25 protein-coding genes are annotated in these 25,722 nt (G+C 53.0%); 17 read left to right on the top strand and 8 right to left on the bottom strand.

The genetic code is table 11. The annotated features are described in order from the left end of the window. Nucleotides 1-89: 89 nt before the first annotated feature. The 3 genes from HUZ68_RS14750 to HUZ68_RS14740 form a co-directional block, all read right to left on the bottom strand. The gene (locus HUZ68_RS14750; RefSeq protein ID WP_000968208.1) at nt 90-785 is read right to left on the bottom strand and encodes a CidB/LrgB family autolysis modulator; all 696 of its coding nucleotides are present in this window, start codon (nt 783-785) and stop codon (nt 90-92) included. Further along, complete coding sequence (locus HUZ68_RS14745; protein WP_001299855.1) at nt 782-1,180, bottom strand: CidA/LrgA family protein; 399 nt, start codon at nt 1,178-1,180, stop codon at nt 782-784. The genes HUZ68_RS14750 and HUZ68_RS14745 overlap by 4 nt, the downstream gene beginning before the upstream one ends. A 130-nt stretch (nt 1,181-1,310) precedes the next feature. Further along, complete coding sequence (locus HUZ68_RS14740; RefSeq protein ID WP_000024633.1) at nt 1,311-2,219, bottom strand: LysR family transcriptional regulator; 909 nt, start codon at nt 2,217-2,219, stop codon at nt 1,311-1,313. Nucleotides 2,220-2,345: 126 nt separating this feature from the next. On the opposite strand from HUZ68_RS14740, the gene mhbT reads away from it, so the two are divergent. The 6 genes from mhbT (at nt 2,346) to dusC (ending at nt 8,424) form a co-directional block, all read left to right on the top strand. After that, nucleotides 2,346-3,704 carry a 3-hydroxybenzoate transporter MhbT gene (mhbT, locus tag HUZ68_RS14735; protein WP_000194230.1) on the top strand — a complete coding sequence of 453 codons (1,359 nt, stop codon included), beginning with the start codon at nt 2,346-2,348 and terminating at the stop codon, nt 3,702-3,704. Between the two features lie 11 nt (nt 3,705-3,715). Beyond that, complete coding sequence (gene gtdA, locus HUZ68_RS14730; protein ID WP_000131688.1) at nt 3,716-4,744, top strand: gentisate 1,2-dioxygenase; 1,029 nt, start codon at nt 3,716-3,718, stop codon at nt 4,742-4,744. A 15-nt stretch (nt 4,745-4,759) separates the two neighbouring features. Continuing rightward, nucleotides 4,760-5,461 (top strand): fumarylacetoacetate hydrolase family protein, encoded by a 702-nt coding sequence (locus HUZ68_RS14725; protein ID WP_000196039.1) that lies wholly within the window; start codon nt 4,760-4,762, stop codon nt 5,459-5,461. A gap of 8 nt (nt 5,462-5,469) precedes the next feature. Then, on the top strand, nt 5,470-6,114 hold the full coding sequence (maiA, locus tag HUZ68_RS14720; RefSeq protein WP_000781198.1) for a maleylacetoacetate isomerase: 645 nt from the start codon (nt 5,470-5,472) through the stop codon (nt 6,112-6,114). Between the two features lie 14 nt (nt 6,115-6,128). After that, the gene (locus HUZ68_RS14715; protein ID WP_000170147.1) at nt 6,129-7,322 is read left to right on the top strand and encodes a 3-hydroxybenzoate 6-monooxygenase; all 1,194 of its coding nucleotides are present in this window, start codon (nt 6,129-6,131) and stop codon (nt 7,320-7,322) included. A gap of 151 nt (nt 7,323-7,473) precedes the next feature. Next, nucleotides 7,474-8,424 (top strand): tRNA dihydrouridine(16) synthase DusC, encoded by a 951-nt coding sequence (dusC, locus tag HUZ68_RS14710; RefSeq protein ID WP_001311941.1) that lies wholly within the window; start codon nt 7,474-7,476, stop codon nt 8,422-8,424. Nucleotides 8,425-8,811: 387 nt separating this feature from the next. Here the strand turns inward: dusC and yohP are convergent, their stop codons facing one another. Continuing rightward, the gene (yohP, locus tag HUZ68_RS14705; protein WP_000691708.1) at nt 8,812-8,895 is read right to left on the bottom strand and encodes a small membrane protein YohP; all 84 of its coding nucleotides are present in this window, start codon (nt 8,893-8,895) and stop codon (nt 8,812-8,814) included. A 223-nt stretch (nt 8,896-9,118) separates the two neighbouring features. On the opposite strand from yohP, the gene mdtQ reads away from it, so the two are divergent. Beyond that, nucleotides 9,119-10,555: a multidrug resistance outer membrane protein MdtQ gene (gene mdtQ, locus HUZ68_RS14700; protein WP_069916527.1), complete on the top strand. Its 1,437-nt coding sequence runs from the start codon at nt 9,119-9,121 to the stop codon at nt 10,553-10,555. Between the two features lie 52 nt (nt 10,556-10,607). Next, on the top strand, nt 10,608-11,369 hold the full coding sequence (locus tag HUZ68_RS14695; RefSeq protein ID WP_000079520.1) for an SDR family oxidoreductase: 762 nt from the start codon (nt 10,608-10,610) through the stop codon (nt 11,367-11,369). A 129-nt stretch (nt 11,370-11,498) separates the two neighbouring features. Here the strand turns inward: HUZ68_RS14695 and HUZ68_RS14690 are convergent, their stop codons facing one another. After that, entirely contained in the window at nt 11,499-12,077 is a 579-nt protein-coding gene (locus HUZ68_RS14690; protein WP_000365433.1) for a DedA family protein, read from the bottom strand. Nucleotides 12,078-12,246: 169 nt separating this feature from the next. On the opposite strand from HUZ68_RS14690, the gene HUZ68_RS14685 reads away from it, so the two are divergent. Together HUZ68_RS14685 and pbpG are read left to right on the top strand one after the other, a co-directional pair. Further along, entirely contained in the window at nt 12,247-12,834 is a 588-nt protein-coding gene (locus tag HUZ68_RS14685) for a Yip1 family protein (RefSeq protein ID WP_236933199.1), read from the top strand. Between the two features lie 173 nt (nt 12,835-13,007). Continuing rightward, on the top strand, nt 13,008-13,940 hold the full coding sequence (gene pbpG / locus HUZ68_RS14680) for a D-alanyl-D-alanine endopeptidase (protein WP_001295432.1): 933 nt from the start codon (nt 13,008-13,010) through the stop codon (nt 13,938-13,940). Between the two features lie 38 nt (nt 13,941-13,978). Here pbpG and dld read toward each other — a convergent pair whose 3' ends face one another. Beyond that, on the bottom strand, nt 13,979-15,694 hold the full coding sequence (gene dld, locus HUZ68_RS14675; RefSeq protein ID WP_000097369.1) for a D-lactate dehydrogenase: 1,716 nt from the start codon (nt 15,692-15,694) through the stop codon (nt 13,979-13,981). Between the two features lie 195 nt (nt 15,695-15,889). Here dld and bglX point away from each other — a divergent pair, with 195 nt between their 5' ends. From bglX to yehW, 5 genes are all read left to right on the top strand, one after another. Beyond that, a complete protein-coding gene (gene bglX / locus HUZ68_RS14670) occupies nt 15,890-18,187 on the top strand; it encodes a beta-glucosidase BglX (protein ID WP_000871512.1) in 2,298 nt (765 codons plus the stop codon). Between the two features lie 251 nt (nt 18,188-18,438). Next, complete coding sequence (gene osmF / locus HUZ68_RS14665; RefSeq protein ID WP_239593916.1) at nt 18,439-19,356, top strand: glycine betaine ABC transporter substrate-binding protein OsmF; 918 nt, start codon at nt 18,439-18,441, stop codon at nt 19,354-19,356. A 6-nt stretch (nt 19,357-19,362) separates the two neighbouring features. Next, nucleotides 19,363-20,520, top strand: a complete 1,158-nt coding sequence (gene yehY / locus HUZ68_RS14660) for a glycine betaine ABC transporter permease YehY (protein ID WP_001613417.1) — start codon at nt 19,363-19,365, stop codon at nt 20,518-20,520. Then, nucleotides 20,513-21,439 carry a glycine betaine ABC transporter ATP binding protein YehX gene (yehX, locus tag HUZ68_RS14655; protein WP_021577703.1) on the top strand — a complete coding sequence of 309 codons (927 nt, stop codon included), beginning with the start codon at nt 20,513-20,515 and terminating at the stop codon, nt 21,437-21,439. The genes yehY and yehX overlap by 8 nt, the downstream gene beginning before the upstream one ends. A gap of 4 nt (nt 21,440-21,443) precedes the next feature. Further along, nucleotides 21,444-22,175 carry a glycine betaine ABC transporter permease YehW gene (gene yehW, locus HUZ68_RS14650; RefSeq protein ID WP_000783120.1) on the top strand — a complete coding sequence of 244 codons (732 nt, stop codon included), beginning with the start codon at nt 21,444-21,446 and terminating at the stop codon, nt 22,173-22,175. Here yehW and HUZ68_RS14645 read toward each other — a convergent pair. Both HUZ68_RS14645 and mlrA read right to left on the bottom strand, forming a co-directional pair. After that, on the bottom strand, nt 22,156-22,263 hold the full coding sequence (locus HUZ68_RS14645) for a protein YohO (RefSeq protein ID WP_001216963.1): 108 nt from the start codon (nt 22,261-22,263) through the stop codon (nt 22,156-22,158). The genes yehW and HUZ68_RS14645 overlap by 20 nt on opposite strands. 59 nt (nt 22,264-22,322) lie before the next feature. Beyond that, nucleotides 22,323-23,054, bottom strand: a complete 732-nt coding sequence (gene mlrA, locus HUZ68_RS14640; RefSeq protein WP_021556974.1) for an HTH-type transcriptional regulator MlrA — start codon at nt 23,052-23,054, stop codon at nt 22,323-22,325. Between the two features lie 221 nt (nt 23,055-23,275). Here mlrA and btsS point away from each other — a divergent pair, with 221 nt between their 5' ends. Together btsS and btsR are read left to right on the top strand one after the other, a co-directional pair. Continuing rightward, on the top strand, nt 23,276-24,961 hold the full coding sequence (gene btsS, locus HUZ68_RS14635; RefSeq protein WP_001295431.1) for a two-component regulatory system sensor histidine kinase BtsS: 1,686 nt from the start codon (nt 23,276-23,278) through the stop codon (nt 24,959-24,961). Next, nucleotides 24,958-25,677 carry a two-component system response regulator BtsR gene (gene btsR / locus HUZ68_RS14630; RefSeq protein WP_000598641.1) on the top strand — a complete coding sequence of 240 codons (720 nt, stop codon included), beginning with the start codon at nt 24,958-24,960 and terminating at the stop codon, nt 25,675-25,677. Before btsS ends, btsR begins: the two co-directional genes overlap by 4 nt. Nucleotides 25,678-25,722 lie beyond the last annotated feature (45 nt).

Raw genomic sequence — 25,722 nt, 5'->3', positions numbered from 1 at the left:
AACCCGTTATGGCTTTATATGTGATCTGAATCTCATTAATTATGCAACGCGTGAAACTTACATCAAAAATGCGCGACGCATCGCAAATTTTAGCCCATTACTGCCAGAATAATCGGGAAAAGGAACGGTGCGATCAGCGAAGTAATTATCCCGCATAACACCAGCGCTAGCGAACTAAATGCACCTTCCTGATAATCCAGCTCGGCGCAGCGCGCCGTACCGAGGGCGTGCGAGGCAGTCCCCATTGCCAGACCGCGCGCAGCTTTGGTACGAATACGCATCGCATTAAGCAATGTATGGCCAAATACCGCGCCGAGGATGCCGACGAAAATCACGCAAACTGCGCTGATTGCCGGAATACCGCCAATACTGCCGCCAACCGCCATTGCAATAGGCGTGGTGACTGATTTCGGCAGGATTGACGCGGCGATTTCCGGTGAAGCGCCCATCAACAATGCCACGGAAGTCCCCGTCACCATCGCAACCACGCTGCCGATAAAACAGATGGTGATGATCGATTTCCAGCGCGCGCGGATCTGGTGTAGCTGCTCATATAAAGGATAGGCCAGCGCGACGACCGCCGGTTGCAGCAGATCGTTTAGCACTTCGCTACCTTTAAAGTAACTGTCGTAAGAGATGCCGGTCAGCATTAAAAAAGGAATGATCACCACCATTGCTACCAGCAACGGGTTAAGCAGGGGAAACTTATACCGTGCCGCCAGTTTGCGGGCGGCAAAAAAGACAATCAACGTCAGCGGTAATGACCACCAGATATTCGCCATCATTCTTCTGATCCTTTCTGACCTACGACTTTACGTTCACCGTGTACCAGTTGCGAACTCCAGCTCACCACCAGAAAAACCACCAGCGTACTGATTGCACAGGAAACCACTACCGGGCCAAACTGTGCGCGGAGCAAATCAAAATATTGCATGACGCCTACGCCAATCGGCACAAACAATAGCGCCATATAGCGAATCAGTACGTAGCACCCCGGATTGACCCATTTCGCCGGAAGAATTTGCAAGGCCAGCAGGACAAACAGGATCAGCATCCCGATGATGCTGCCCGGAATGGTTACCGGTAGCAGGGAAGCAATGAAAATGCCTGCATACAGGCAGGCATAAATCAGGACGAAAGCGCGTAAATATTGCCAGATAATGTTCAGTGTCTTACTCATAATCAACACCCCAGATGAGATGGATTCATCATACAATTAATTCGTAAAACGTGCTACCGATCACATTAAGAATTCTCAGCATAGTTGAATTTTAGGGAGGTAACCTCGGGCGAGCGCCCCGTTCAGCACACTAATTCTGCTGTAAAAAGTGCAGAAACTGACTTAAAGCATAAGAAGGCGTTTCGTTATTGCGCCAGAACACACCGACGCTACCTTTCTGTTCTATCTTTGGCAGGTTGAGTATCACCAGTTGTCCCTGGCTGGCATAACGTTGCGCCAGGCGTAATGACAAAATAGAGATCATATCGCTGCTTTGTAACAGGTTGGTACTGACGTTCATCGACGCCGACTCAATCGTGTTTTCTGGCAGCATTACGCCGTGGTCTACCAGCGCATTATCAATACTAATGCGAATGGGGGTACCAGTCGGCCAGACGATCCAGCGCCAGTTGGCAAGATCATTCCAGCTGAGGGTGGCGTATTTCGCCAGTGGGTGCTCAGGGCGTGCGACAAAGCATACTGGCTCGGTGTACAGCACCTGATAATTCAGTGGCAGCTGCAATGCGCGACCGCCAATTCGCCCAACGACCACATCGACAGAACCTGCCAATAGATCTTGCAGCAATGGGGTCATCACCTTCTCTTCGATATTCAGGTGTAGAGTTGGCATCTTCGTAAGCAAATGCAAAATCGCCTGGGATACGCAGTCAGTGGCGACGGGAGAACAGCCAATTTTCAGACTGCCGACCAGTCCACCTTGTTTAAAACGGGCCAGTTCATGTTGCGATCGCTCCATGTCATTGATTAACCGTTGGGCATGTTGCAATAACAATTTGCCGCCTTCAGTCGGACGTAATCCTTTGCTGTGCCGCTCAAAAAGTGTGATTCCAATCTCATCTTCGAGTTGTGACAACCATTTCGAAAGCGCAGGTTGGGTGATATTCATCATTCGTGCGACATGGGTTAGATTGCCCTGTTCACCCAGCGCCACCAGCATTTCAAGGTGATGTAGTTTTAATTTTTGCGCCCAGTTCGCCATTTGCCATAACCTCCAGGTTATCTCTCTGCCCGAAATGCCATTGTACATCTCATCTCTTTAATCACAATATCGCAACATATACAAAACAAAAGAAACATCTACCTTACCTGCACTGAGGCATTTACTATGACTCAACGACGTGATTTACAAGCACTTATCGATGCTGCTCCGGTCGGCAAGATGCAGTGGCGCGTTATCATCTGCTGTTTTCTGGTGGTAATGCTCGATGGTTTTGACACCGCGGCTATCGGATTTATCGCCCCTGATATTCGCACTCACTGGCAACTCACCGCAGGCGATCTCGCCCCGCTTTTTGGCGCGGGTCTGCTAGGATTAACCGCAGGCGCACTGCTTTGTGGCCCGTTGTCCGATCGCTTTGGTCGCAAGCGGGTGATTGAGCTGTGCGTCTTTTTGTTTGGCGCGTTAAGCCTCGCCTCGGCTTTCTCACCGGATCTGCAAACGCTGGTCTTCCTGCGCTTTCTCACCGGCCTGGGTCTGGGCGGCGCGATGCCGAACACCATCACCATGACCTCGGAGTATCTGCCTGCCCGCCGCCGCGGCGCGCTGGTGACGCTGATGTTTTGCGGCTTTACGCTGGGTTCGGCGTTTGGCGGGATTGTCAGTGCGCAGCTGGTGCCGGTGATTGGCTGGCACGGCATTCTGGTGTTGGGGGGCGTGTTACCGCTGATGCTGTTTGTCGCACTGCTGGTAGTTCTGCCGGAATCGCCACGCTGGCAGGTGCGCCGCCAGCTACCGCAGGCGGTGATTGCGAAAACCGTCAGCGCCATCACCCGCGAGCGTTATGTCGATACCCACTTTTATCTCATTGAATCAGCCTCCGTTACAAAAGGCAGCATTCGTCAACTGTTTATGGGACGTCAGTTACCCATCACGTTGATGCTGTGGGTAGTGTTCTTTATGAGCCTGCTGATTATTTACCTGCTCTCAAGCTGGATGCCGACGCTACTGAACCATCGCGGCATCGACCTGCAACACGCGTCCTGGGTCACCGCCGCGTTCCAGATTGGTGGTACGTTAGGCGCGCTGGCGCTGGGTGTGCTGATGGATAAGTTCAATCCTTTCCGCGTGCTGGCGCTGAGCTATGCCATAGGCGCTATATGCATCGTGATGATTGGCTTAAGCCAGGATGGATTATGGTTGATGGCGCTGGCGATTTTCGGCACTGGCATTGGCATTAGCGGATCGCAGGTGGGGCTGAATGCGCTGACCGCAACACTTTATCCAACACAAAGTCGCGCCACGGGCGTGAGCTGGTCAAATGCTATCGGCCGCTGCGGCGCGATTGTTGGTTCGCTGTCTGGCGGCGTGATGATGGCGATGAATTTCTCTTTCGACACCCTGTTTTTCATTATCGCTGTGCCTGCGGCGATCAGTGCGGTGATGTTAACCCTGCTGATTACCGTGGTTCGCCAGTCGACCTCTGTCCCTGACTCACTGCCTCGCGCAGGCGTTGTGAACGAATAAGGAGCATCCCAATGACTGATAACAATCAAAATAGCCGCGAGCAATTTTATCAGCATATTTCCGGGCAAAACCTGACCCCGCTGTGGGAGTCACTGCACCATCTGGTGCCGAAAACGCCCAACGCTAACTGTGCGCCAGCGTACTGGAATTATCAGGAGATCCGCCCGCTGCTACTGGAGAGCGGCGGCCTGATTGGTGCGAAAGAGGCCGTGCGCCGCGTGCTGGTGCTGGAAAACCCGGCGCTGCGCGGGCAGTCTTCCATTACCGCGACTTTATATGCCGGTTTGCAACTGATCATGCCGGGCGAAGTGGCACCGAGTCATCGTCATAATCAGTCGGCGCTGCGTTTTATTGTTGAAGGCAAAGGGGCATTTACCGCCGTTGATGGCGAACGCACGCCAATGAATGAAGGCGATTTTATCCTGACCCCGCAGTGGCGCTGGCACGATCACGGTAACCCTGGCGACGAACCGGTTATCTGGCTCGATGGGCTGGATCTGCCATTAGTGAATATTCTGGGCTGCGGTTTTGCCGAAGATTATCCGGAAGAGCAACAACCGGTAACGCGTAAAGAGGGAGATTATCTGCCGCGTTACGCTGCCAATATGTTGCCGCTGCGGCATCAGACGGGGAACTCCTCGCCGATCTTTAACTATCGTTATGACCGCAGCCGCGAAGTGCTGCACGATTTAACCCGACTGGGCGATGCCGACGAGTGGGATGGCTACAAAATGCGCTACGTCAACCCGGTCACCGGCGGCTATCCGATGCCGTCGATGGGCGCTTTCCTGCAACTGCTGCCGAAAGGGTTTGCCTCACGCGTTGCGCGTACCACTGACAGCACCATCTACCATGTGGTGGAAGGTAGCGGGCAGGTCATCATCGGCAATGAAACCTTCAGCTTTAGTGCAAAAGATATCTTCGTGGTGCCGACCTGGCATGGCGTGTCGTTCCAGACCACGCAAGATTCCGTTTTATTTAGTTTTTCGGACAGACCGGTACAAGAAGCCCTGGGGCTGTTCCGCGAAGCGCGTTATTAATTTAGGAGAGAAAAAATGACTCAATACGTATTCGAACCGCAAGCGCCCGTTACCGTACCGGTTGTTGGCAGTGATGAACAATTCCCCGTGCGCCGCGTTTACTGCGTCGGACGTAACTATGCCGCTCACGCCCGCGAAATGGGCTTTGATCCGGATCGTGAACCGCCATTCTTCTTCTGCAAACCGGCGGATGCCGTTGTTCCGGTTGCCGCTGGTGAAACGCTGGCGCTGCCGTATCCGGCACAGACCGATAACTACCATTACGAAATTGAACTGGTGGTGGCGATTGGTAAAAAAGGCAGCGATATCCCGCTGGAACACGCCCATGAATATGTCTGGGGTTATGCCACGGGTCTTGATATGACTCGGCGTGACCGTCAAATGGAAATGCGCCAGATGGGCCGCCCGTGGGAAATCGGTAAAGCGTTTGATCTCTCAGCGCCCATCGCGCCGCTGCACAAAGCCCGCGATATCGGCGGTATTGATAATGCGCCAATCTGGTTACAGGTTAACGGCGAAGATCATCAGCGCAGCGATATTCGTCATCTCATCTGGTCGGTGAATGAAACCATCAGCTATCTGTCAGGCTTCTTTGAGCTGCAACCGGGCGATCTGATCTTCACCGGTACGCCGGAAGGGGTTGGCCCGGTAGTGAAAGGTGATGTGATCACAGGCAACGTCGAGGGCTTAACGCCTATCGCGGTGAAGATTGTCTGAGGTGCATGATGAAGCTGTACAGTTTTTTTAATAGTTCAGCGTCGTACCGGGTACGCATTGCGCTGGCGCTGAAAGGCATTAATTACCAGACCGAAGGGGTGAATATCCGTATTGGTCAGCAAAATGAACTGGCCTATCGGCGGATGAATCCGGTCGGGCTGGTGCCGACGCTGCTGACTGACGAGGGCGAATCACTCGGACAATCGCTGGCGATTATTGACTGGCTGGAGAGGCACTACCCGCAAGTTCCGCTGGTGCCGCAGGAAGAACCGGCCCGCAACAAGGTGCTGGAAATTGTCTATGCCATCGCTTGTGATATTCATCCATTGAATAACTTGCGCGTGCTGCGCTACCTGACCGAAGAACTGAACGTCAGTGAAGAAGAAAAAAAACGTTGGTATGCGCACTGGATCCAGCAAGGGTTAAGCGCGGTGGAACAACTGTTGCGCCAGAACCAGTCGGGGCAATTTTGTGTGGGCGAGACGCCGACGCTGGCAGATTGCTGCCTTGTCCCGCAGTGGGCGAACGCGCTACGCATGAACTGCGATTTGAGCGGGTATCCACGCTGCAAAGCGGTGTACGACGCCTGCACACAGCTGCCAGCGTTCATTGCCGCAGCGCCAGAAAATCAACAAGATAAAATTTCAGCCTGACCAGGAGAACTATAATGACGAAAGTGACACGCGCAGTAATTGTGGGAGGCGGGATCGGCGGTGCGGCAACTGCGCTGTCACTGGCCCGCCTGGGGATCAAAGTGGTGCTGCTGGAAAAGGCGCATGAGATCGGTGAGATTGGCGCGGGCATCCAGTTGGGGCCAAATGCGTTTTCGGCGCTGGACAGCCTCGGCGTCGGCGAAGTTGCCCGCCAGCGCGCGGTGTTTACCGATCACATTACCATGATGGATGCGGTGAACGCCGAAGAAGTGGTGTGCATTGAAACCGGGCAGGCTTTTCGTGACCATTTCGGCGGCCCTTACGCGGTGATCCACCGGGTTGATATTCACGCCTCGGTGTGGGAAGCGGTACTGACGCATCCGGACGTGGAATATCACACCTCCACCAACGTCGTGGATATTCGCGAGACGGAAGACGATGTCACCGTGTTTGACGATCGCGGCAATAGCTGGACCGGCGATATTCTGATTGGCTGTGACGGCGTGAAGTCAGTGGTGCGCCAGAGCTTATTGGGCGATGCGCCGCGTGTCACCGGACATGTTGTCTACCGTGCGGTTATCGATCGTGCCGATATGCCGGAAGATTTGCGCATTAACGCACCGGTACTGTGGGCGGGGCCGCATTGTCACTTGGTGCATTACCCTTTGCGCGGCGGCAAGCAGTATAACCTGGTGGTAACATTCCACAGCCGCCAGCAGGAAGAGTGGGGCGTGAAGGATGGTAGTAAAGAGGAAGTGCTCTCTTACTTTGAAGGGATTCACCCCCGTCCGCGCCAGATGTTGGATAAACCGACTTCATGGCGACGCTGGTCAACCGCTGACCGTGAACCGGTGGCGAAGTGGGGAACGAAGCGCATAACGCTTGTGGGCGATTCGGCCCATCCGGTGGCGCAATATATGGCGCAGGGAGCCTGTATGGCGCTGGAAGATGCAGTAACGCTGGGTAAGGCGCTGGCGCAGTGTGAGGGTGATGCGGCGCAAGCCTTTGCGCTGTATGAGTCGGTACGAATTCCGCGCACCGCGCGCATCGTCTGGTCGACCCGTGAAATGGGGCGGGTTTACCACGCCGCAGGGGTAGAACGCCAGGTACGTAATCTGCTGTGGAAAGGGAAATCGCAGGCAGAATTTTATCGCGGCATGGAGTGGTTGTACGGCTGGAAAGAAGATAACTGTTTGCAACCACGCTGAGCACTTCTTCACCCAATCAGGCGGTCCCCTCGCCCCTTCGGGAGAGGGTTAGGGTGAGGGTAAAAATCTTGCCCGAATTAATCAGTAAGTCAGTTTGTCTGCAAACACAGGAGGCGCTAACATAGCGCCTCATTTATTTGCGGGTGATGATATGCGTGTGTTACTGGCACCGATGGAGGGAGTGCTTGACTCTCTGGTGCGTGAATTGCTGACCGAAGTTAACGACTACGATCTGTGCATCACCGAGTTCGTCCGCGTGGTGGATCAACTGCTGCCGGTAAAAGTCTTTCATCGCATTTGCCCTGAGCTACAAAACGCCAGCCGGACACCATCCGGTACGCTGGTGCGCGTGCAGTTGTTGGGTCAGTTCCCACAATGGCTGGCAGAGAACGCCGCCCGTGCGGTGGAATTAGGTTCCTGGGGCGTGGATCTCAATTGCGGCTGCCCGTCGAAAACGGTCAACGGTAGCGGTGGTGGGGCGACGTTACTCAAAGATCCTGAACTCATCTACCAGGGTGCAAAAGCGATGCGTGAAGCTGTACCGGCGCATTTGCCCGTCAGCGTGAAAGTGCGTCTGGGCTGGGACAGCGGTGAGAAGAAATTTGAAATCGCCGATGCGGTTCAACAGGCTGGCGCTACGGAGCTGGTGGTGCATGGGCGGACAAAAGAGCAGGGTTACCGCGCGGAGCATATTGACTGGCAGGCGATTGGTGAGATTCGCCAGCGGCTGAATATTCCGGTGATTGCCAACGGTGAAATCTGGGACTGGCAGAGCGCGCAACAATGCATGGCGATCAGCGGCTGCGACGCAGTGATGATTGGTCGCGGGGCGCTCAATATTCCCAACCTGAGCCGGGTAGTAAAATATAACGAACCGCGAATGCCGTGGCCGGAGGTGGTTGCTTTGCTGCAAAAATATACCCGTCTGGAAAAGCAGGGCGATACCGGGTTATATCACGTAGCGCGGATTAAACAGTGGTTGAGTTATTTGCGTAAAGAATACGATGAAGCAACGGAATTATTTCAGCATGTTCGGGTGTTGAATAATTCCCATGATATTGCAAGGGCTATTCAGGCAATTGATATCGATAAGCTGCGATAATAGTGGAATCGCAGTTTATCAGAGACAATGAATCGCTTATTCAGCTTCATCATCTTGTTGCGCTCCTTTCATGAACTAAGCCACATATTGCCACTGGCGCAAGGAGCGCGCAGGGGGAGGACAATCGCCTCCTCCCCCTGCACCCCCGGGCTCTGGCGAACAAAATCGCCGCTGCGCGGTACCTTCAGCTTATCCCCTTCGGCTACCGGGTCGGGCGCGAGGAAACGTCCTTGTAAGACGCGCCCTCAGCCCACATCCATGTGGGCTGCCCCGGCCTTCGGGGAACGCTTCAGCGATTTTGACGCCACCAACACCGGAGCTGTTTGCAAATCAAGTACACAAAATATCTAGTTCCTGACCTGACAACTTATATGTCATATCTGATTTTTAAAATATCATCTTAAATACGCCAGTCACCACCAGTAGCCCAATCAGGAAAATAATCAATACAGCCCAGAGTATAATTTTCATTGGCGTTCCTTTATTTGTGAGTGCTGAATAAGTATAGGAAAAAACGAAGCCCTTTGCCGTTATCCATAAACGATTAAGATAAATCGGAAGATATCATTCACTTAGTGTATATTTTTCTGGATATGTCGTTTTATTGCTACTGATGTATTGCCACGCGAAACTAAAAAATATATCGCAACACACGGTAATCTCCGCGCACCTTTTCTTACCTGATTATTCCCCCATGAATCGTGATTCCTTTTATCCAGCCATCGCCTGTTTTCCGCTGTTACTGATGCTGACCGGGTGTGCGCCTATGCATGAAACCCGCCAGGCGTTAAGCCAGCAAACGCCCGCTGCACAAGTTGATACCGCATTACCCACGGCGCTGAAAAATGGTTGGCCAGACAGCCAATGGTGGCTGGAGTATCACGATAATCAACTCACTTCATTAATTAACAATGCACTACAGAACGCACCGGATATGCAGGTGGCTGAACAGCGCATTCAGCTAGCTGAAGCCCAGGCGAAGGCAATTGCCACTCAGGATGGTCCGCAGATCGACTTTTCTGCGGATATGGAGCGGCAAAAAATGTCGGCAGAAGGGCTAATGGGGCCGTTTGCTCTGAACGATCCGGCCGCAGGTACGACCGGTCCGTGGTACACCAACGGAACTTTTGGCTTAACGGCGGGCTGGCATCTCGATATCTGGGGAAAGAATCGGGCGGAGGTTACTGCCCGCCTGGGTACGGTTAAAGCACGGGCGGCGGAACGCGAGCAAACCCGCCAATTGCTGGCTGGCAGCGTAGCCCGCCTGTACTGGGAGTGGCAAACCCAGGCGGCGTTAAACACGGTCTTGCAGCAAATCGAAAAAGAGCAGAACACCATTATCGCGACCGATCGCCAGCTATATCAGAACGGGATTACTTCTTCAGTTGAAGGTGTGGAAACCGATATTAATGCCAGCAAAATCCGGCAGCAGCTCAACGATGTCGCGGGGAAAATGAAAATTATTGAGGCACGGTTAAGTGCGCTCACCAACCACCAGACAAAGTCATTGAAGCTTAAACCGGTCGCGTTGCCGAAAGTGGCAAGCCAGCTTCCTGATGAACTGGGGTACTCCTTACTGGCCCGGCGGGCAGATTTGCAGGCGGCGCACTGGTACGTTGAGTCATCGCTAAGCACCATTGATGCGGCAAAAGCGGCATTTTATCCTGACATCAACCTGATGGCCTTCCTGCAACAGGATGCGTTGCACTTAAGCGATCTGTTCCGTCATTCCGCGCAGCAAATGGGCGTTACGGCAGGCCTGACGCTACCCATTTTCGATAGTGGTCGTCTTAACGCCAATCTCGATATCGCAAAAGCCGAAAGCAACTTGTCTATCGCCAGCTACAACAAAGCGGTGGTTGAAGCGGTGAATGACGTGGCGCGGGCAGCCAGTCAGGTTCAGACACTGGCGGAGAAAAACCAGCATCAGGCGCAAATTGAGCGCGATGCCTTGCGTGTGGTAGGTCTTGCGCAGGCGCGCTTTAACGCGGGCATCATTGCTGGTTCCCGCGTCAGCGAAGCCAGAATCCCCGCGCTGCGTGAGCGGGCCAATGGCCTGTTATTGCAAGGGCAGTGGCTGGATGCCTCCATTCAACTCACTGGTGCGTTGGGCGGGGGTTACAAACGCTGATGATATGTGACTTCTATACTTAACGTTTATTCAGCGTTAAGTGGAGAACTCGATGGCACAGGTAGCGATTATTACCGCCTCCGATTCGGGGATCGGCAAAGAGTGCGCGTTATTACTGGCGCAGCAAGGGTTTGATATTGGCATTACCTGGCACTCAGATGAAGAAGGGGCAAAAGATACCGCGCGTGAGGTAGTTAGCCACGGCGTACGTGCGGAGATTGTGCAGCTGGATCTCGGTAAACTGCCAGAAGGTGCGCAGGCGCTGGAGAAACTCATTCAACGGCTGGGGCGTATTGATGTGCTGGTGAATAATGCGGGCGCAATGACCAAAGCGCCGTTTCTTGATATGGCTTTCGATGAGTGGCGCAAGATTTTTACCGTTGATGTCGATGGTGCATTTTTATGCTCACAAATTGCGGCCCGCCAGATGGTGAAACAAGGGCAGGGCGGTCGCATCATCAACATTACGTCGGTACATGAACATACGCCGCTGCCGGATGCCAGCGCCTACACAGCCGCTAAACATGCGCTCGGTGGGTTAACCAAAGCGATGGCGCTGGAGCTGGTCAGACATAAGATTTTGGTGAACGCAGTCGCGCCTGGGGCGATCGCCACGCCAATGAATGGCATGGATGACAGCGACGTGAAGCCCGACGCGGAGCCTTCGATTCCTCTGCGGCGTTTTGGCGCAACGCATGAGATTGCCAGCCTGGTAGCGTGGCTGTGCTCAGAGGGCGCAAATTACACCACCGGGCAGTCGTTGATAGTGGATGGCGGCTTTATGTTGGCGAATCCGCAGTTCAACCCAGAATAGCGCAGTGAGGTGCGTGGTTATTTCAATGGGTAAAATTTTGGTAGGCATGATAAGACGCACAAGCGTCGCATCAGGCATGGTGCCCCGGATGTCGGATGCGGCGCGAACGCCTTATCCAGGGCAATGGTTTTACGCCTGATTATCCGGCTTTTTCTTCCCGCGCCGTTTCAGCCACCAGCGCACGCCTACCACCAGAACCACGACCAGAATCAACCAGACCCAGTGCTTCAAATGCTGATCGAGATTGTGCAACCACGGCGCAATCACCTGACCACCAGCGTAACCGATAGTGGTAAAAATCAACGCCCAGGCAAATGCGCCGAGAATATTCAGCGGCAGAAAGATTTTCGGCGGCAGCTGGCTGGCACCAATCAGCGTCGGGCCAATCACCCGAAAGCCATACATAAAGCGCGTACCAATGACAAACAGATACGGATGGCGTTGGATAAGTTTCTGCGCCCGCTCAATTTTATCCTGATGTTTCGAGAAACGGCGTAACAGCTTGCCGCCAAACCGCCGCCCGCACAGATAGAGCACCTGGTCGCCAATCATGCCGCCAAGCGCCACAGAAAGTACCACCAGCGGGAACTTTAATAGCCCCTGATGCGCCGCAACGCCTCCCAGCAAAGTCACGGTTTCACCTTCCGCCAGGCTACCGATCACCAGCGCGGCATAACCATATTGTGAGATAAGTGTATTGAGATCCATAGGCCAGTCTGTCTCCCTTTGGTTGCCAGTAAGCATACACCCTGTGAATCATTCACGCTGAAAAAGGACGTTCATCAGACAGTGAAAATTACATGGGCGAACAAAAAATAATCACAAGCTGACTTATACTTGAACTGTCAGGTTCATGAACTCACAACAAGGGGGCGGTATGAGCCATGTCTGGGGACTGTTTTCCCATCCCGATCGTGAAATGCAGGTGATTAATCGCGAAAACGAAACGATTTCTCACCATTACACCCACCACGTTTTGCTGATGGCGGCGATTCCGGTGATTTGCGCCTTCATTGGCACTACACAGATTGGCTGGAATTTTGGCGATGGCACTATCCTGAAGTTATCCTGGTTTACCGGACTGGCGCTGGCTGTCTTGTTTTACGGCGTTATGCTGGCTGGGGTCGCGGTGATGGGGCGGGTCATCTGGTGGATGGCGCGCAATTACCCGCAGCGTCCGTCACTTGCGCACTGCATGGTCTTCGCGGGCTACGTTGCAACTCCGCTGTTTTTAAGCGGTCTGGTGGCGCTTTATCCGCTGGTCTGGTTGTGTGCGCTGGTCGGCACGGTGGCGCTGTTTTACACCGGCTACATGCTTTATCTCGGTATTCCGAGCTTCCTGAATATCAACAAAGAGGAAGGCCTTAGCTTCTCCAGTTCGACGCTGGCGATTGGCGTGCTGGTACTGGAAGTGCTGCTCGCCCTTACCGTTATACTATGGGGCTACGGTTATCGTTTGTTCTAGAAAGTTCTTTGACGTTGCATTGCTGGCGTAAATGTCAGCAATGCAGCATTTCCTCACGATTCTCCTTTGACGATCGCACTTTTTGCTCGTTATGATGGCGTCGCTAGCCTCAGTAAATCCTTACTCCGGCGGTGCGCAACCCGTGCGCGTGAACCACTATCTGAATGCTCATCATGCCGAAATTTCGAGTTTCTTTATTTAGCCTGGCCCTGATGCTGGCTGTGCCTTTGGCACCGCAGGCCGTTGCGAAAACGGCAGCCGCTACCACCGCTTCACAACCGGAAATTGCCTCCGGTAGCGCGATGATTGTTGATCTGAATACCAACAAAGTGATCTATTCGAACCACCCGGATCTGGTGCGTCCGATTGCGTCTATCAGCAAATTAATGACCGCGATGGTTGTGCTGGATGCACGACTGCCGCTGGATGAAAAACTAAAAGTGGATATCAGCCAGACGCCGGAGATGAAAGGGGTCTATTCGCGCGTACGACTGAATAGCGAAATCAGCCGTAAAGATATGCTGTTGCTGGCGCTGATGTCTTCAGAAAACCGCGCGGCGGCAAGCCTTGCGCACCATTATCCCGGTGGTTACAAAGCCTTTATTAAGGCAATGAATGCGAAAGCGAAATCGCTCGGAATGAACAACACGCGCTTTGTTGAACCTACCGGATTGTCGGTGCATAACGTTTCAACTGCCCGTGACTTAACCAAACTGCTCATTGCCAGCAAACAATATCCGTTGATCGGGCAGTTAAGTACTACCCGGGAAGATATGGCAACCTTCTCTAACCCGACGTATACGCTGCCGTTCCGCAATACTAACCATCTGGTGTATCGCGATAACTGGAATATTCAGTTAACCAAAACCGGTTTTACCAATGCGGCGGGCCATTGTCTGGTGATGCGTACGGTTATCAATAATAAACCGGTGGCGCTGGTAGTGATGGATGCGTTTGGCAAATATACCCATTTTGCCGATGCCAGCCGCCTGCGTACCTGGATTGAAACCGGTAAAGTGATGCCTGTTCCAGCAGCAGCGTTGAGCTATAAAAAACAAAAAGCCGCCCAAATGGCGGCGGCGGGGCAGACGGCACAGAACGATTAAGTGAATGACGGATGGCGATACTATGCCATCCGTAATTTTTACTCCACTTCCTGCCAGTTTTTCCGCTTACTGGTTTTACCGATCCCCGGATTCATACTGTTGGTCGGATCGTTCTCGCGATAAAACTTCTGCAACGTCTCCGGTGCTTTATACAAATGACCGACGTTATGCTCGGCAGGGTATTGCGCGCCGCGCTGCTGTAGCAGTTCCAGCATCTGTTCTTTTAACGCATGCACATCCACGCCTTTTTTCACTATGTAATCCTGATGGAAGACATAGCACATAAAATGGCCGTAATAGAGCTTGTGCACCAGCTGGCTGTCGATCTCCGGCGGTAAATGCTCATACCACTCGGTGTCGTTACGCCGCAGAGCGATATCCAACGCCAGAATGTCTTCGACTTCATCGGAATGCACCGCCTGATAACGAATTGCTGCGCCCGCAGCGGCGAAACGGTGTAAAAACGCTTTGCTGCCTTCCTCCGGCGTACAGACAAAGAAATCGCCTTCGGCCTGTTTGAAATAATCCACCAACCACGATTTGGCTTCGCCCACGCCATCGCCCGCCATTTTTAACAGCAGATGATGCTCGTATTTATCGCGCCAGTTTTTCATGCGCGGCGGTAAATGGCTGGGGAACAGGTGACCGAATTTTTGCATCGCACGGTCAGTAAAATGCGGACGGAAGAATTTCACTTTCTCCAGCATCGCATCGGTGCGTCCCTTGAGATTAAAGAAGAACGGCATCTTGTCGGTGCCTAACTTATCAATCATCAGGAAGGTGTCTTTGCCGTATTTTTCCGCAATATCGTAGATATCCCGGTGCATATATTCCCCGGCAACCGGCAGATTTTCGAAGTTAGCCAGAATATGACGGCGGATTTCGGTCAGCACTTCCGGCTGGTTGGTGCCGATATAAAACACCTGCTGATTTTTTTCCGCTTCGAAGGTATCTAGACGTACCGCAAAGACGGCCAGCTTCCCGGCGCAACCAGAAGATTCAAATAACCGATCAGGATCGGCGTTATAACGTGCGGGCGTGTCGGCTTCAATATCACGAACGCGGTGGACATAGTCATAATCGTGGGCGTGACGACCATCGTGACGCACATCGTCATCTTTGATGCGATCATCATCCAGCTTGCTAAGGATCTGCTCCGGCGTTTCGCCCAGATCAATCCCCAGATGGTTCACCAGCGTCAGTTTGCCGTCTTCATTTATACGCGCGAATAACGACATTTCGGTATACGCCGGGCCACGTTGCACCAGCGAGCCGCCGGAGTTGTTACAAATACCGCCGATAACCGATGCGCCTATACACGACGATCCAATCACCGAGTGCGGTTCGCGTCCCAGCGGTTTGAGGGCTTTTTCCAGCGAATAGAGCGTGGTGCCCGGATAGGCCAGCACCTGTTCGCCCTTGCCAAGAACGTGCAGCTTGTCGAGACGCAGGGTGCTGATGATCACGATATCGCGATCATAGTCGTTACCGTTTGGCGTCGATCCTTCGGTCAGGCCTGTATTGGCAGCCTGCATCAGAATAATTTTGTCGGCGGTGACACAGGCTTTCAGCACCCGCCACAATTCCAGTAGTGAGCCAGGGAAAACGACAGCCAGCGCGTCGCCCTGACCAGAACGGAAGCCCTTGCGATAGCGGGCCGTTTTTGCGGGATCGGTGAGCAGGTGTGAATGACCGACCAGACGGGCAAGTTCATTCAAAAAGGCTTTATTATCAGTTGTTGTCATGGAAGACATTTTCCACTCCTTGTGGTGGCGAAAAAATATCACAAACTAGAATAGCGCCTTGTATGACAATTCAGCGAGTGAATATTTTGAAAATTCAGACAATAAACTGAGCATTCTTTTTCTCTCTCCATCATGCTTATGGCAAACTACGGTTTTTGCACCATTTTCGCTGCCTCGTCGGGCAACAGAGGAAGAAAAATCCATATGAAATGGCTATGTTCAGTAGGAATCGCGGTGAGTCTGGCCCTGCAGCCAGCACTGGCGGATGATTTATTCGGCAACCATCCATTAACGCCCGAAGCGCGGGATGCGTTCGTCACCGAACTGCTTAAGAAAATGACAGTTGATGAGAAAATTGGTCAGCTGCGCTTAATCAGCGTCGGCCCGGATAACCCGAAAGAGGCGATCCGCGAGATGATCAAAGACGGTCAGGTTGGGGCGATTTTCAACACCGTAACCCGTCAGGATATCCGCGCCATGCAGGATCAGGTGATGGAATTAAGCCGCCTGAAAATTCCTCTTTTCTTTGCTTACGACGTGCTGCACGGTCAGCGCACGGTGTTCCCGATTAGCCTCGGTCTGGCCTCGTCTTTTAACCTCGATGCAGTGAAAACGGTCGGACGTGTCTCTGCTTATGAAGCGGCAGATGATGGCCTGAATATGACCTGGGCACCGATGGTCGATGTCTCGCGCGATCCGCGCTGGGGACGTGCTTCCGAAGGTTTTGGCGAAGATACGTATCTCACCTCAACAATGGGTAAAACCATGGTGGAAGCGATGCAGGGTAAAAGCCCGGCAGATCGCTACTCGGTGATGACCAGCGTCAAACACTTTGCCGCATACGGCGCGGTAGAAGGCGGTAAAGAGTACAACACCGTCGATATGAGTCCGCAGCGCCTGTTTAATGATTATATGCCGCCGTACAAAGCGGGGCTGGACGCAGGCAGCGGCGCGGTGATGGTGGCGCTGAACTCGCTGAACGGCACGCCAGCCACCTCCGATTCCTGGCTGCTGAAAGATGTTCTGCGCGACCAGTGGGGCTTTAAAGGCATCACCGTTTCCGATCACGGTGCAATCAAAGAGCTGATTAAACATGGCACGGCGGCAGACCCGGAAGATGCGGTGCGCGTGGCGCTGAAATCCGGAATCAACATGAGTATGAGCGACGAGTATTACTCGAAGTATCTGCCTGGGTTGATCAAATCCGGCAAAGTGACGATGGAAGAGCTGGACGATGCTGCCCGCCATGTACTGAACGTTAAATATGATATGGGATTGTTTAACGACCCATACAGCCATTTGGGGCCGAAAGAGTCTGACCCGGTGGATACCAATGCCGAAAGCCGCCTGCACCGTAAAGAAGCGCGTGAAGTGGCGCGTGAAAGCCTGGTGTTGCTGAAAAACCGTCTCGAAACGTTACCGCTGAAAAAATCGGCCACCATTGCGGTGGTTGGGCCACTGGCGGACAGTAAACGTGACGTGATGGGCAGCTGGTCCGCAGCCGGTGTTGCCGATCAATCCGTGACCGTACTGACCGGGATTAAAAATGCCGTCGGTGAAAACGGTAAAGTGCTGTATGCCAAAGGGGCGAACGTTACCAGTGACAAAGGCATTATCGATTTCCTGAATCAGTATGAAGAAGCGGTCAAAGTCGATCCGCGTTCGCCGCAAGAGATGATTGATGAAGCGGTGCAGACGGCGAAACAATCTGATGTGGTGGTGGCTGTAGTCGGTGAAGCACAGGGGATGGCGCACGAGGCCTCCAGTCGTACCGATATTACTATTCCGCAAAGCCAACGTGACTTGATTGCGGCGCTGAAAGCCACCGGTAAACCGCTGGTGCTGGTGCTGATGAACGGGCGTCCGCTGGCGCTGGTGAAAGAAGATCAGCAGGCTGATGCGATTCTGGAAACCTGGTTTGCGGGGACGGAAGGCGGTAATGCAATTGCCGATGTGTTGTTTGGCGATTACAACCCGTCCGGCAAGCTGCCGATGTCCTTCCCGCGTTCTGTCGGGCAGATCCCGGTGTACTACAGCCATCTGAATACCGGGCGTCCGTATAATGCCGACAAGCCGAACAAATACACTTCGCGTTATTTTGATGAAGCTAACGGGGCGCTGTATCCGTTCGGCTATGGTCTGAGCTATACCACTTTCACCGTCTCTGATGTGAAACTTTCTGCGCCGACCATGAAGCGTGACGGCAAAGTAACTGCCAGCGTGCAGGTGACGAACACCGGTAAGCGCGAAGGGGCCACGGTAGTGCAGATGTACTTGCAGGATGTGACGGCTTCCATGAGTCGTCCGGTGAAACAGCTGAAAGGCTTTGAGAAAATCACCCTGAAACCGGGCGAAACTCAGACCGTTAGCTTCCCGATTGATATCGAGGCGCTGAAGTTCTGGAATCAACAGATGAAATATGACGCCGAGCCTGGCAAGTTCAATGTATTTATCGGCACTGATTCCGCACGCGTTAAGAAAGGCGAGTTTGAGTTGCTGTAATGCTTTTGTAAGGGCGCGACGTTTGCGCCCTTTGCCTGATGTTCATATCTTAACTTGCTGAATTTTCGCCCTTTGTAGGCCGGATAAGGCGTTTACGCCGCATCCGGCAAGAAACGCCGGGCAAAATATGCCCTTTAAGTATTTATCTGATTCTGCAACTGAATCCTTCCGCTCAGGCTAACTCTGTCATTATCAACTATGCTTTTCTCTTAATTCGCTGAAAACAACAGTAAAAGAATGAGGAAAGCATCATGCCACTCTCAAAGGTCTGGGCAGGTTCACTGGTTTTGTTGGCAGCCGTGAGCCTGCCGCTGCACGCGGCTTCCCCCGTTAAAGTCGGTTCAAAAATCGATACCGAAGGCGCGCTGCTCGGCAATATCATTTTGCAGGTACTCGAAAGCCACGGCGTACAGACGGTGAATAAAGTGCAACTCGGAACGACTCCTGTGGTGCGCGGGGCGATTACTTCCGGTGAACTGGATATCTATCCGGAATATACCGGCAATGGCGCGTTTTTCTTTAAAGATGAAAACGATGCAGCGTGGAAAAACGCGCAGCAAGGTTACGAGAAAGTCAAAAAACTCGATGCAGAGCAAAACAAGTTAATCTGGCTGACGCCCGCACCTGCAAATAACACCTGGACCATCGCCGTGCGTCAGGATGTGGCAGAGAAAAACAAACTCACTTCGCTTGCTGACCTGAGTCGTTATCTGAAAGAGGGCGGCACCTTCAAACTGGCAGCCTCGGCTGAGTTTATCGAACGCGCCGATGCGTTACCCGCGTTTGAAAAAGCCTACGACTTTAAACTCGATCAGGATCAGTTACTGTCACTGGCTGGCGGCGACACGGCGGTAACGATTAAAGCCGCTGCCCAGCAAACCTCTGGCGTTAATGCCGCAATGGCTTACGGCACTGACGGTCCGGTCGCGGCGCTGGGGCTGCAAACCTTAAGCGATCCGCAAGGCGTGCAACCTATCTACGCGCCTGCACCAGTGGTGCGTGAGTCGGTGTTGAAAGAGTATCCGCAAATGGCACAGTGGCTACAGCCAGTCTTCGCCAGCCTCGATGAAAAAACATTGCAGCAACTGAATGCCAGCATTGCAGTGGAAGGACTGGATGCCAAAAAAGTGGCTGCCGACTACCTGAAACAAAAAGGGTGGACGAAGTAATTTCCCGTGACTTATCTACGTATTAATCCTGTTCTGGCGCTGCTGCTGTTGCTGACGGCAATCGCAGCGGCGCTGCCGTTTATCAGTTACGCGCCTAATCGTTTAGTCTCGGGTGAAGGGCGTCATCTCTGGCAACTGTGGCCGCAAACGATCTGGATGCTGGTGGGCGTTGGTTGCGCCTGGCTGACAGCCTGTTTTATTCCCGCTAAAAAAGGCAGCATTTTTGCACTCATTCTGGCGCAATTCGTCTTCGTATTGCTGGTGTGGGGAGCAGGAAAGGCGGCGACCCAACTGGCTCAAAATGGCAGTGCGCTGGCGCGTACCAGCCTCGGCAGTGGTTTCTGGCTGGCCGCGGCGCTGGCATTGCTGGCCTGTAGTGATGCCATCCGCCGAATCTCCACGCATCCGCTGTGGCGCTGGTTGTTGCATATGCAGATTGCCATTATTCCGCTGTGGTTGCTGTACTCCGGCACGCTTAACGATCTCTCACTAATGAAAGAATACGCCAACCGTCAGGATGTGTTTGACGACGCGCTGGCACAACATCTGACGTTGCTGTTTGGTGCGGTGCTGCCTGCGTTAGTGATTGGTGTGCCGTTGGGCATCTGGTGCTACTTTTCCACCGCTCGGCAGGGGGCGATTTTTTCTCTGCTCAATGTCATTCAGACCGTGCCTTCGGTTGCGCTCTTTGGCCTGCTGATTGCGCCGCTTGCCGGACTGGTTACGGCCTTTCCGTGGCTGGGGAAGCTTGGCATAGCAGGAACCGGAATGACACCCGCACTGATTGCGCTGGTGCTCTATGCCTTGCTGCCGCTGGTGCGCGGCGTGGTAGTCGGCTTGAACCAGATCCCGCGCGATGTGTTGGAGAGCGCCAGAGCGATGGGCATGAGCGGAGCGCAGCGATTCCTGCATGTTCAGTTACCGCTGGCGTTACCGGTATTTCTGCGCAGCCTGCGGGTGGTGATGGTGCAAACTGTAGGCATGGCGGTGATTGCGGCGTTAATCGGCGCAGGCGGTTTTGGTGCGCTGGTTTTCCAGGGGCTGCTAAGCAGCGCCATTGATTTAGTGTTGCTGGGGGTGATCCCGGTAATTGTTCTGGCGGTGCTGATCGATGCGCTGTTCGATTTACTAATCGCACTGTTGAAGGTGAAACGTAATGATTGAATTTAGCCATGTCAGCAAACTGTTCGGCGCACAAAAAGCCGTTAACGATCTCAATCTCAATTTTCAGGAAGGGAGTTTTTCGGTGCTGATTGGCACATCTGGCTCCGGCAAATCCACCACCCTGAAAATGATTAACCGCCTGGTGGAACATGACAGCGGAGAGATCCGCTTTGCCGGAGAAGAAATTCGCTCGCTGCCAGTACTGGAGTTGCGCCGCCGGATGGGCTATGCCATTCAATCTATTGGCCTGTTCCCCCACTGGAGCGTGGCGCAAAACATCGCTACCGTGCCGCAATTACAAAAATGGTCGCGGGCGCGGATTGACGATCGTATCGACGAATTAATGGCGCTACTGGGGCTGGAGTCAAATTTACGTGAGCGTTATCCGCATCAGCTTTCCGGTGGTCAGCAGCAACGTGTGGGAGTAGCGCGCGCACTGGCTGCCGATCCGCAAGTCTTACTGATGGATGAACCTTTTGGCGCACTGGACCCGGTAACGCGCGGCGCGTTGCAACAAGAGATGACGCGCATTCACCGTTTGCTGGGGCGCACTATTGTGCTGGTCACTCATGATATTGATGAGGCGCTACGGCTGGCAGAACATCTGGTATTGATGGATCACGGTGAAGTGGTGCAGCAGGGGAATCCGCTGACGATGCTGACTCGTCCGGCGAATGATTTTGTCCGCCAGTTTTTTGGACGTAGTGAACTGGGTGTGCGCCTGCTTTCGTTACGTAGTGTGGCGGATTACGTGCGTCGCGAAGAACGAGCAGAAGGTGAGGCACTGGCAGAAGAGATGACGCTACGCGATGCGCTCTCTCTGTTTGTCGCGCGGGGATGCGAGGTGCTGCCGGTGGTGAACACGCAGGGCCAGCCTTGCGGAACGCTGCATTTTCAGGATCTGCTGGTGGAGGCGTAAGCGTATGAAGATGTTGCGCGATCCGCTGTTCTGGCTCATTGCTTTGTTTGTGGCACTGATTTTCTGGCTGCCTTACAGCCAGCCGCTGTTTGCTGCCTTGTTCCCACAACTGCCACGACCCGTTTATCAGCAAGAAAGTTTTGCAGCTCTGGCACTGGCTCATTTCTGGCTGGTGGGAATTTCGAGTTTGTTTGCGGTGATCATTGGCACTGGTGCCGGAATTGCAGTCACTCGCCCGTGGGGCGCGGAATTTCGCCCACTGGTGGAAACTATTGCCGCCGTTGGGCAGACTTTTCCGCCTGTCGCAGTGCTGGCGATTGCTGTTCCGGTGATAGGCTTTGGTCTGCAACCAGCGATTATCGCCTTGATCCTTTATGGTGTGCTGCCCGTCCTGCAGGCGACACTTGCCGGGCTGGGAGCGATTGATGCCAGCGTGACAGAAGTTGCGAAAGGTATGGGAATGAGTCGTGGTCAGCGACTGCGTAAGGTCGAGCTACCGCTGGCGGCTCCGGTGATTCTGGCGGGCGTGCGAACTTCGGTGATTATCAACATTGGTACGGCGACGATCGCCTCAACGGTAGGGGCCAGCACGCTGGGTACGCCCATCATCATCGGGCTTAGCGGATTTAATACCGCGTATGTGATCCAGGGGGCGTTACTGGTGGCACTGGCGGCGATCATCGCAGACCGCCTGTTTGAAAGGCTGGTGCAGGCGCTTAGCCAGCACGCAAAATAAAGGTATAACCTGCGAGCATGACGCCACCAATTCCGCCTAACGCCATAAACAGGAACAGGGCGATGACCCCAATTTTAGCTATGCGCATAATGCACTCCTTATGTTAACGAAAGGATTGTACAGTAAAGCGCATTTGTTAACGAATCATTAAATGCCGAGTGGGAAAATATCATAGCCTTGTTCTTGCCAACTGGTGAGTTGCTGCTGTTGGGCGGAGGTTCGATTTTCACCGCACCACACCAGCAATGTACGACCTTCGAATAGTTCAGGGCGTAGTTGATTGAGCGAGTGGGCGAGGACATCAATGCGCCATCCTTGTTGACTGGCAATCCAGCCCTCCAGCCACAGACGGGTGGTATCCTGAATATTCCAGCCAACCACCAGCGCATCTTTACCCTGTTTTTTACGTGCCGAAGCCAGACAAATGGCGATGTAGTTGATCAGTACGCCGTCGAGGATCGCCAGCAGCGCCTGGAGAGTCGGTTGTTGGCATTGAAGTCGTCGGCGCAGAGGAATAAACAGATGTGTGGTGAGTGTCTGGGCGGGGTAATCCTGACCGCGCTCTTTGATCCACGTTCGCAGGCTATGCAGATTGCCGCTTTGCAGGTAGGTCAGTAATGTTTCTTGCTGATCGCGCCAGCCGTTCTGCACATCAACATTTTCATTACTGAGCAGCATTTTAACTTTGCTGACCTGCACGCCGTTGTCGATCCAGCGTTTGATCTCGCGGATACGGTCAATATCGGCATCGTTGAACAGCCGATGACCGCCGTCTGTCCGTTGCGGTTTCAGCAATCCGTAACGCCTCTGCCACGCGCGTAACGTGACAGGGTTAATATCACAAAGCAACGCCACTTCACCAATTGTGTAAAGCGCCATCGTCTCACCCTTGCTCGCGAGGTCCCGGTTTAACTTTAGACGCAGTTTTGCGAACCAGGTAGTTTTGCCCGTTTTTTGTGCATTTATAGGGTGATTTTATTTTTGCCAGGCGATTTTGAGTGATCGTACTCACGAATTCTCATTTTTCTGCAAGAGTTCAAAGAAAGTTAAACGCAGGCAATGTATGTTACGCGTTTTAAAGGGAAGTGTGGTTTGCGGGTATGTACGATTTTAATCTGGTGTTGCTGCTGCTTCAGCAGATGTGCGTTTTTTTAGTCATTGCATGGTTAATGAGTAAAACGCCATTATTCATACCGTTAATGCAGGTCACGGTTCGTCTGCCGCATAAGTTTCTCTGCTACATCGTCTTTTCCATCTTCTGCATCATGGGCACCTGGTTTGGGTTGCACATTGACGATTCTATTGCCAATACCCGTGCGATAGGCGCGGTAATGGGCGGCTTACTCGGCGGTCCGGTCGTCGGTGGGCTGGTTGGCCTGACCGGCGGGTTACATCGATATTCGATGGGGGGCATGACCGCGCTAAGTTGCATGATCTCGACCATCGTTGAAGGATTACTCGGTGGCCTGGTACACAGCATCCTGATCCGCCGCGGGCGCACTGATAAAGTCTTTAACCCCATTACCGCCGGTGCCGTCACGTTCGTCGCTGAAATGGTGCAAATGTTGATCATCCTGGCGATCGCCCGACCTTATGAAGATGCGGTGCGTCTGGTGAGTAATATTGCTGCGCCAATGATGGTCACCAATACCGTCGGCGCGGCGCTGTTTATGCGTATATTGCTCGATAAACGCGCGATGTTTGAAAAATACACTTCAGCTTTTTCTGCCACTGCGCTGAAAGTGGCGGCCTCGACGGAAGGCATTTTGCGCCAGGGGTTTAACGAAGTGAACAGCATGAAAGTGGCACAGGTGCTGTATCAGGAGCTGGATATTGGTGCAGTCGCGATTACCGATCGAGAGAAATTGCTGGCCTTTACCGGAATTGGTGACGACCACCATTTACCCGGCAAACCGATTTCTTCGACTTATACCTTAAAAGCGATTGAAACCGGTGAAGTGGTCTACGCTGATGGCAACGAAGTACCTTACCGTTGCTCTTTGCATCCGCAATGCAAACTGGGGTCGACGCTGGTAATTCCGTTACGTGGTGAAAATCAGCGGGTGATGGGCACCATCAAATTGTATGAAGCCAAAAACCGTTTATTCAGTTCAATCAACCGCACGTTGGGTGAGGGGATTGCGCAATTGCTTTCGGCGCAGATCCTTGCCGGGCAATATGAGCGGCAAAAAGCGATGCTCACCCAGTCAGAGATCAAACTGCTTCACGCCCAGGTGAATCCCCATTTTTTGTTTAATGCGCTTAACACCATTAAAGCGGTGATCCGCCGCGACAGCGAACAGGCCAGCCAGCTGGTGCAGTATCTTTCCACTTTTTTCCGCAAAAACTTAAAGCGGCCTTCGGAGTTTGTTACTCTCGCCGACGAAATTGAACATGTGAACGCTTATCTGCAAATTGAAAAGGCGCGCTTCCAGTCGCGGTTGCAGGTCAACATTGCTATTCCGCAAGAATTATCCCAGCAGCAATTGCCCGCGTTTACCCTGCAACCGATAGTGGAAAACGCCATTAAACATGGGACATCACAACTGCTGGATACAGGGCGAGTGGCAATCAGCGCCCGACGTGAGGGGCAACATTTGATGCTGGAGATCGAAGACAATGCCGGTTTGTATCAACCGGTAACCAATGCCAGTGGGCTGGGGATGAATCTGGTGGATAAGCGTTTACGTGAACGGTTTGGCGATGACTATGGGATAAGCGTCGCCTGTGAGCCTGATAGTTACACCCGAATAACGTTACGACTACCATGGAGGGACGAGGCATGATTAAAGTCTTAATTGTCGATGATGAACCGTTAGCACGGGAGAACCTGCGCGTATTTTTGCAGGAGCAGAGCGATATTGAAATCGTTGGTGAGTGTTCAAACGCCGTGGAAGGAATCGGCGCGGTGCATAAACTGCGCCCGGATGTGCTGTTTCTCGATATCCAGATGCCGCGCATCAGTGGTCTGGAAATGGTGGGGATGCTTGATCCGGAACATCGCCCGTATATTGTTTTTCTCACCGCGTTTGACGAATACGCTATTAAAGCCTTTGAAGAACATGCCTTTGATTATCTGCTGAAGCCAATTGATGAAGCGCGACTGGAGAAAACGCTGGCGCGATTGCGTCAGGAGCGCAGCAAGCAGGATGTTTCGCTGTTACCGGAAAATCAACAGGCGCTGAAATTTATCCCTTGTACGGGGCATAGTCGGATTTATTTGCTGCAAATGAAAGATGTGGCATTTGTCAGCAGTCGGATGAGCGGTGTCTACGTTACCAGCCACGAAGGGAAAGAGGGCTTTACCGAATTGACATTACGTACTCTGGAAAGTCGTACACCACTACTGCGCTGCCATCGTCAGTATCTGGTTAACCTCGCGCATTTACAGGAGATTCGTCTGGAAGATAACGGCCAGGCCGAGTTGATTTTGCGTAATGGCTTAACCGTGCCGGTCAGCCGCCGTTATCTGAAAAGCTTAAAAGAGGCGATTGGCCTGTAAAAGACTGCTAAAATGGCTTTTTGCCTCATCAACACCTGAAGGCCT

Source organism: Shigella dysenteriae (assembly GCF_022354085.1).
In the GTDB taxonomy this organism is placed as follows: Bacteria; Pseudomonadota; Gammaproteobacteria; order Enterobacterales; family Enterobacteriaceae; genus Escherichia; species Escherichia coli.
This window is presented reverse-complemented; position numbering and strand designations above follow the sequence as displayed.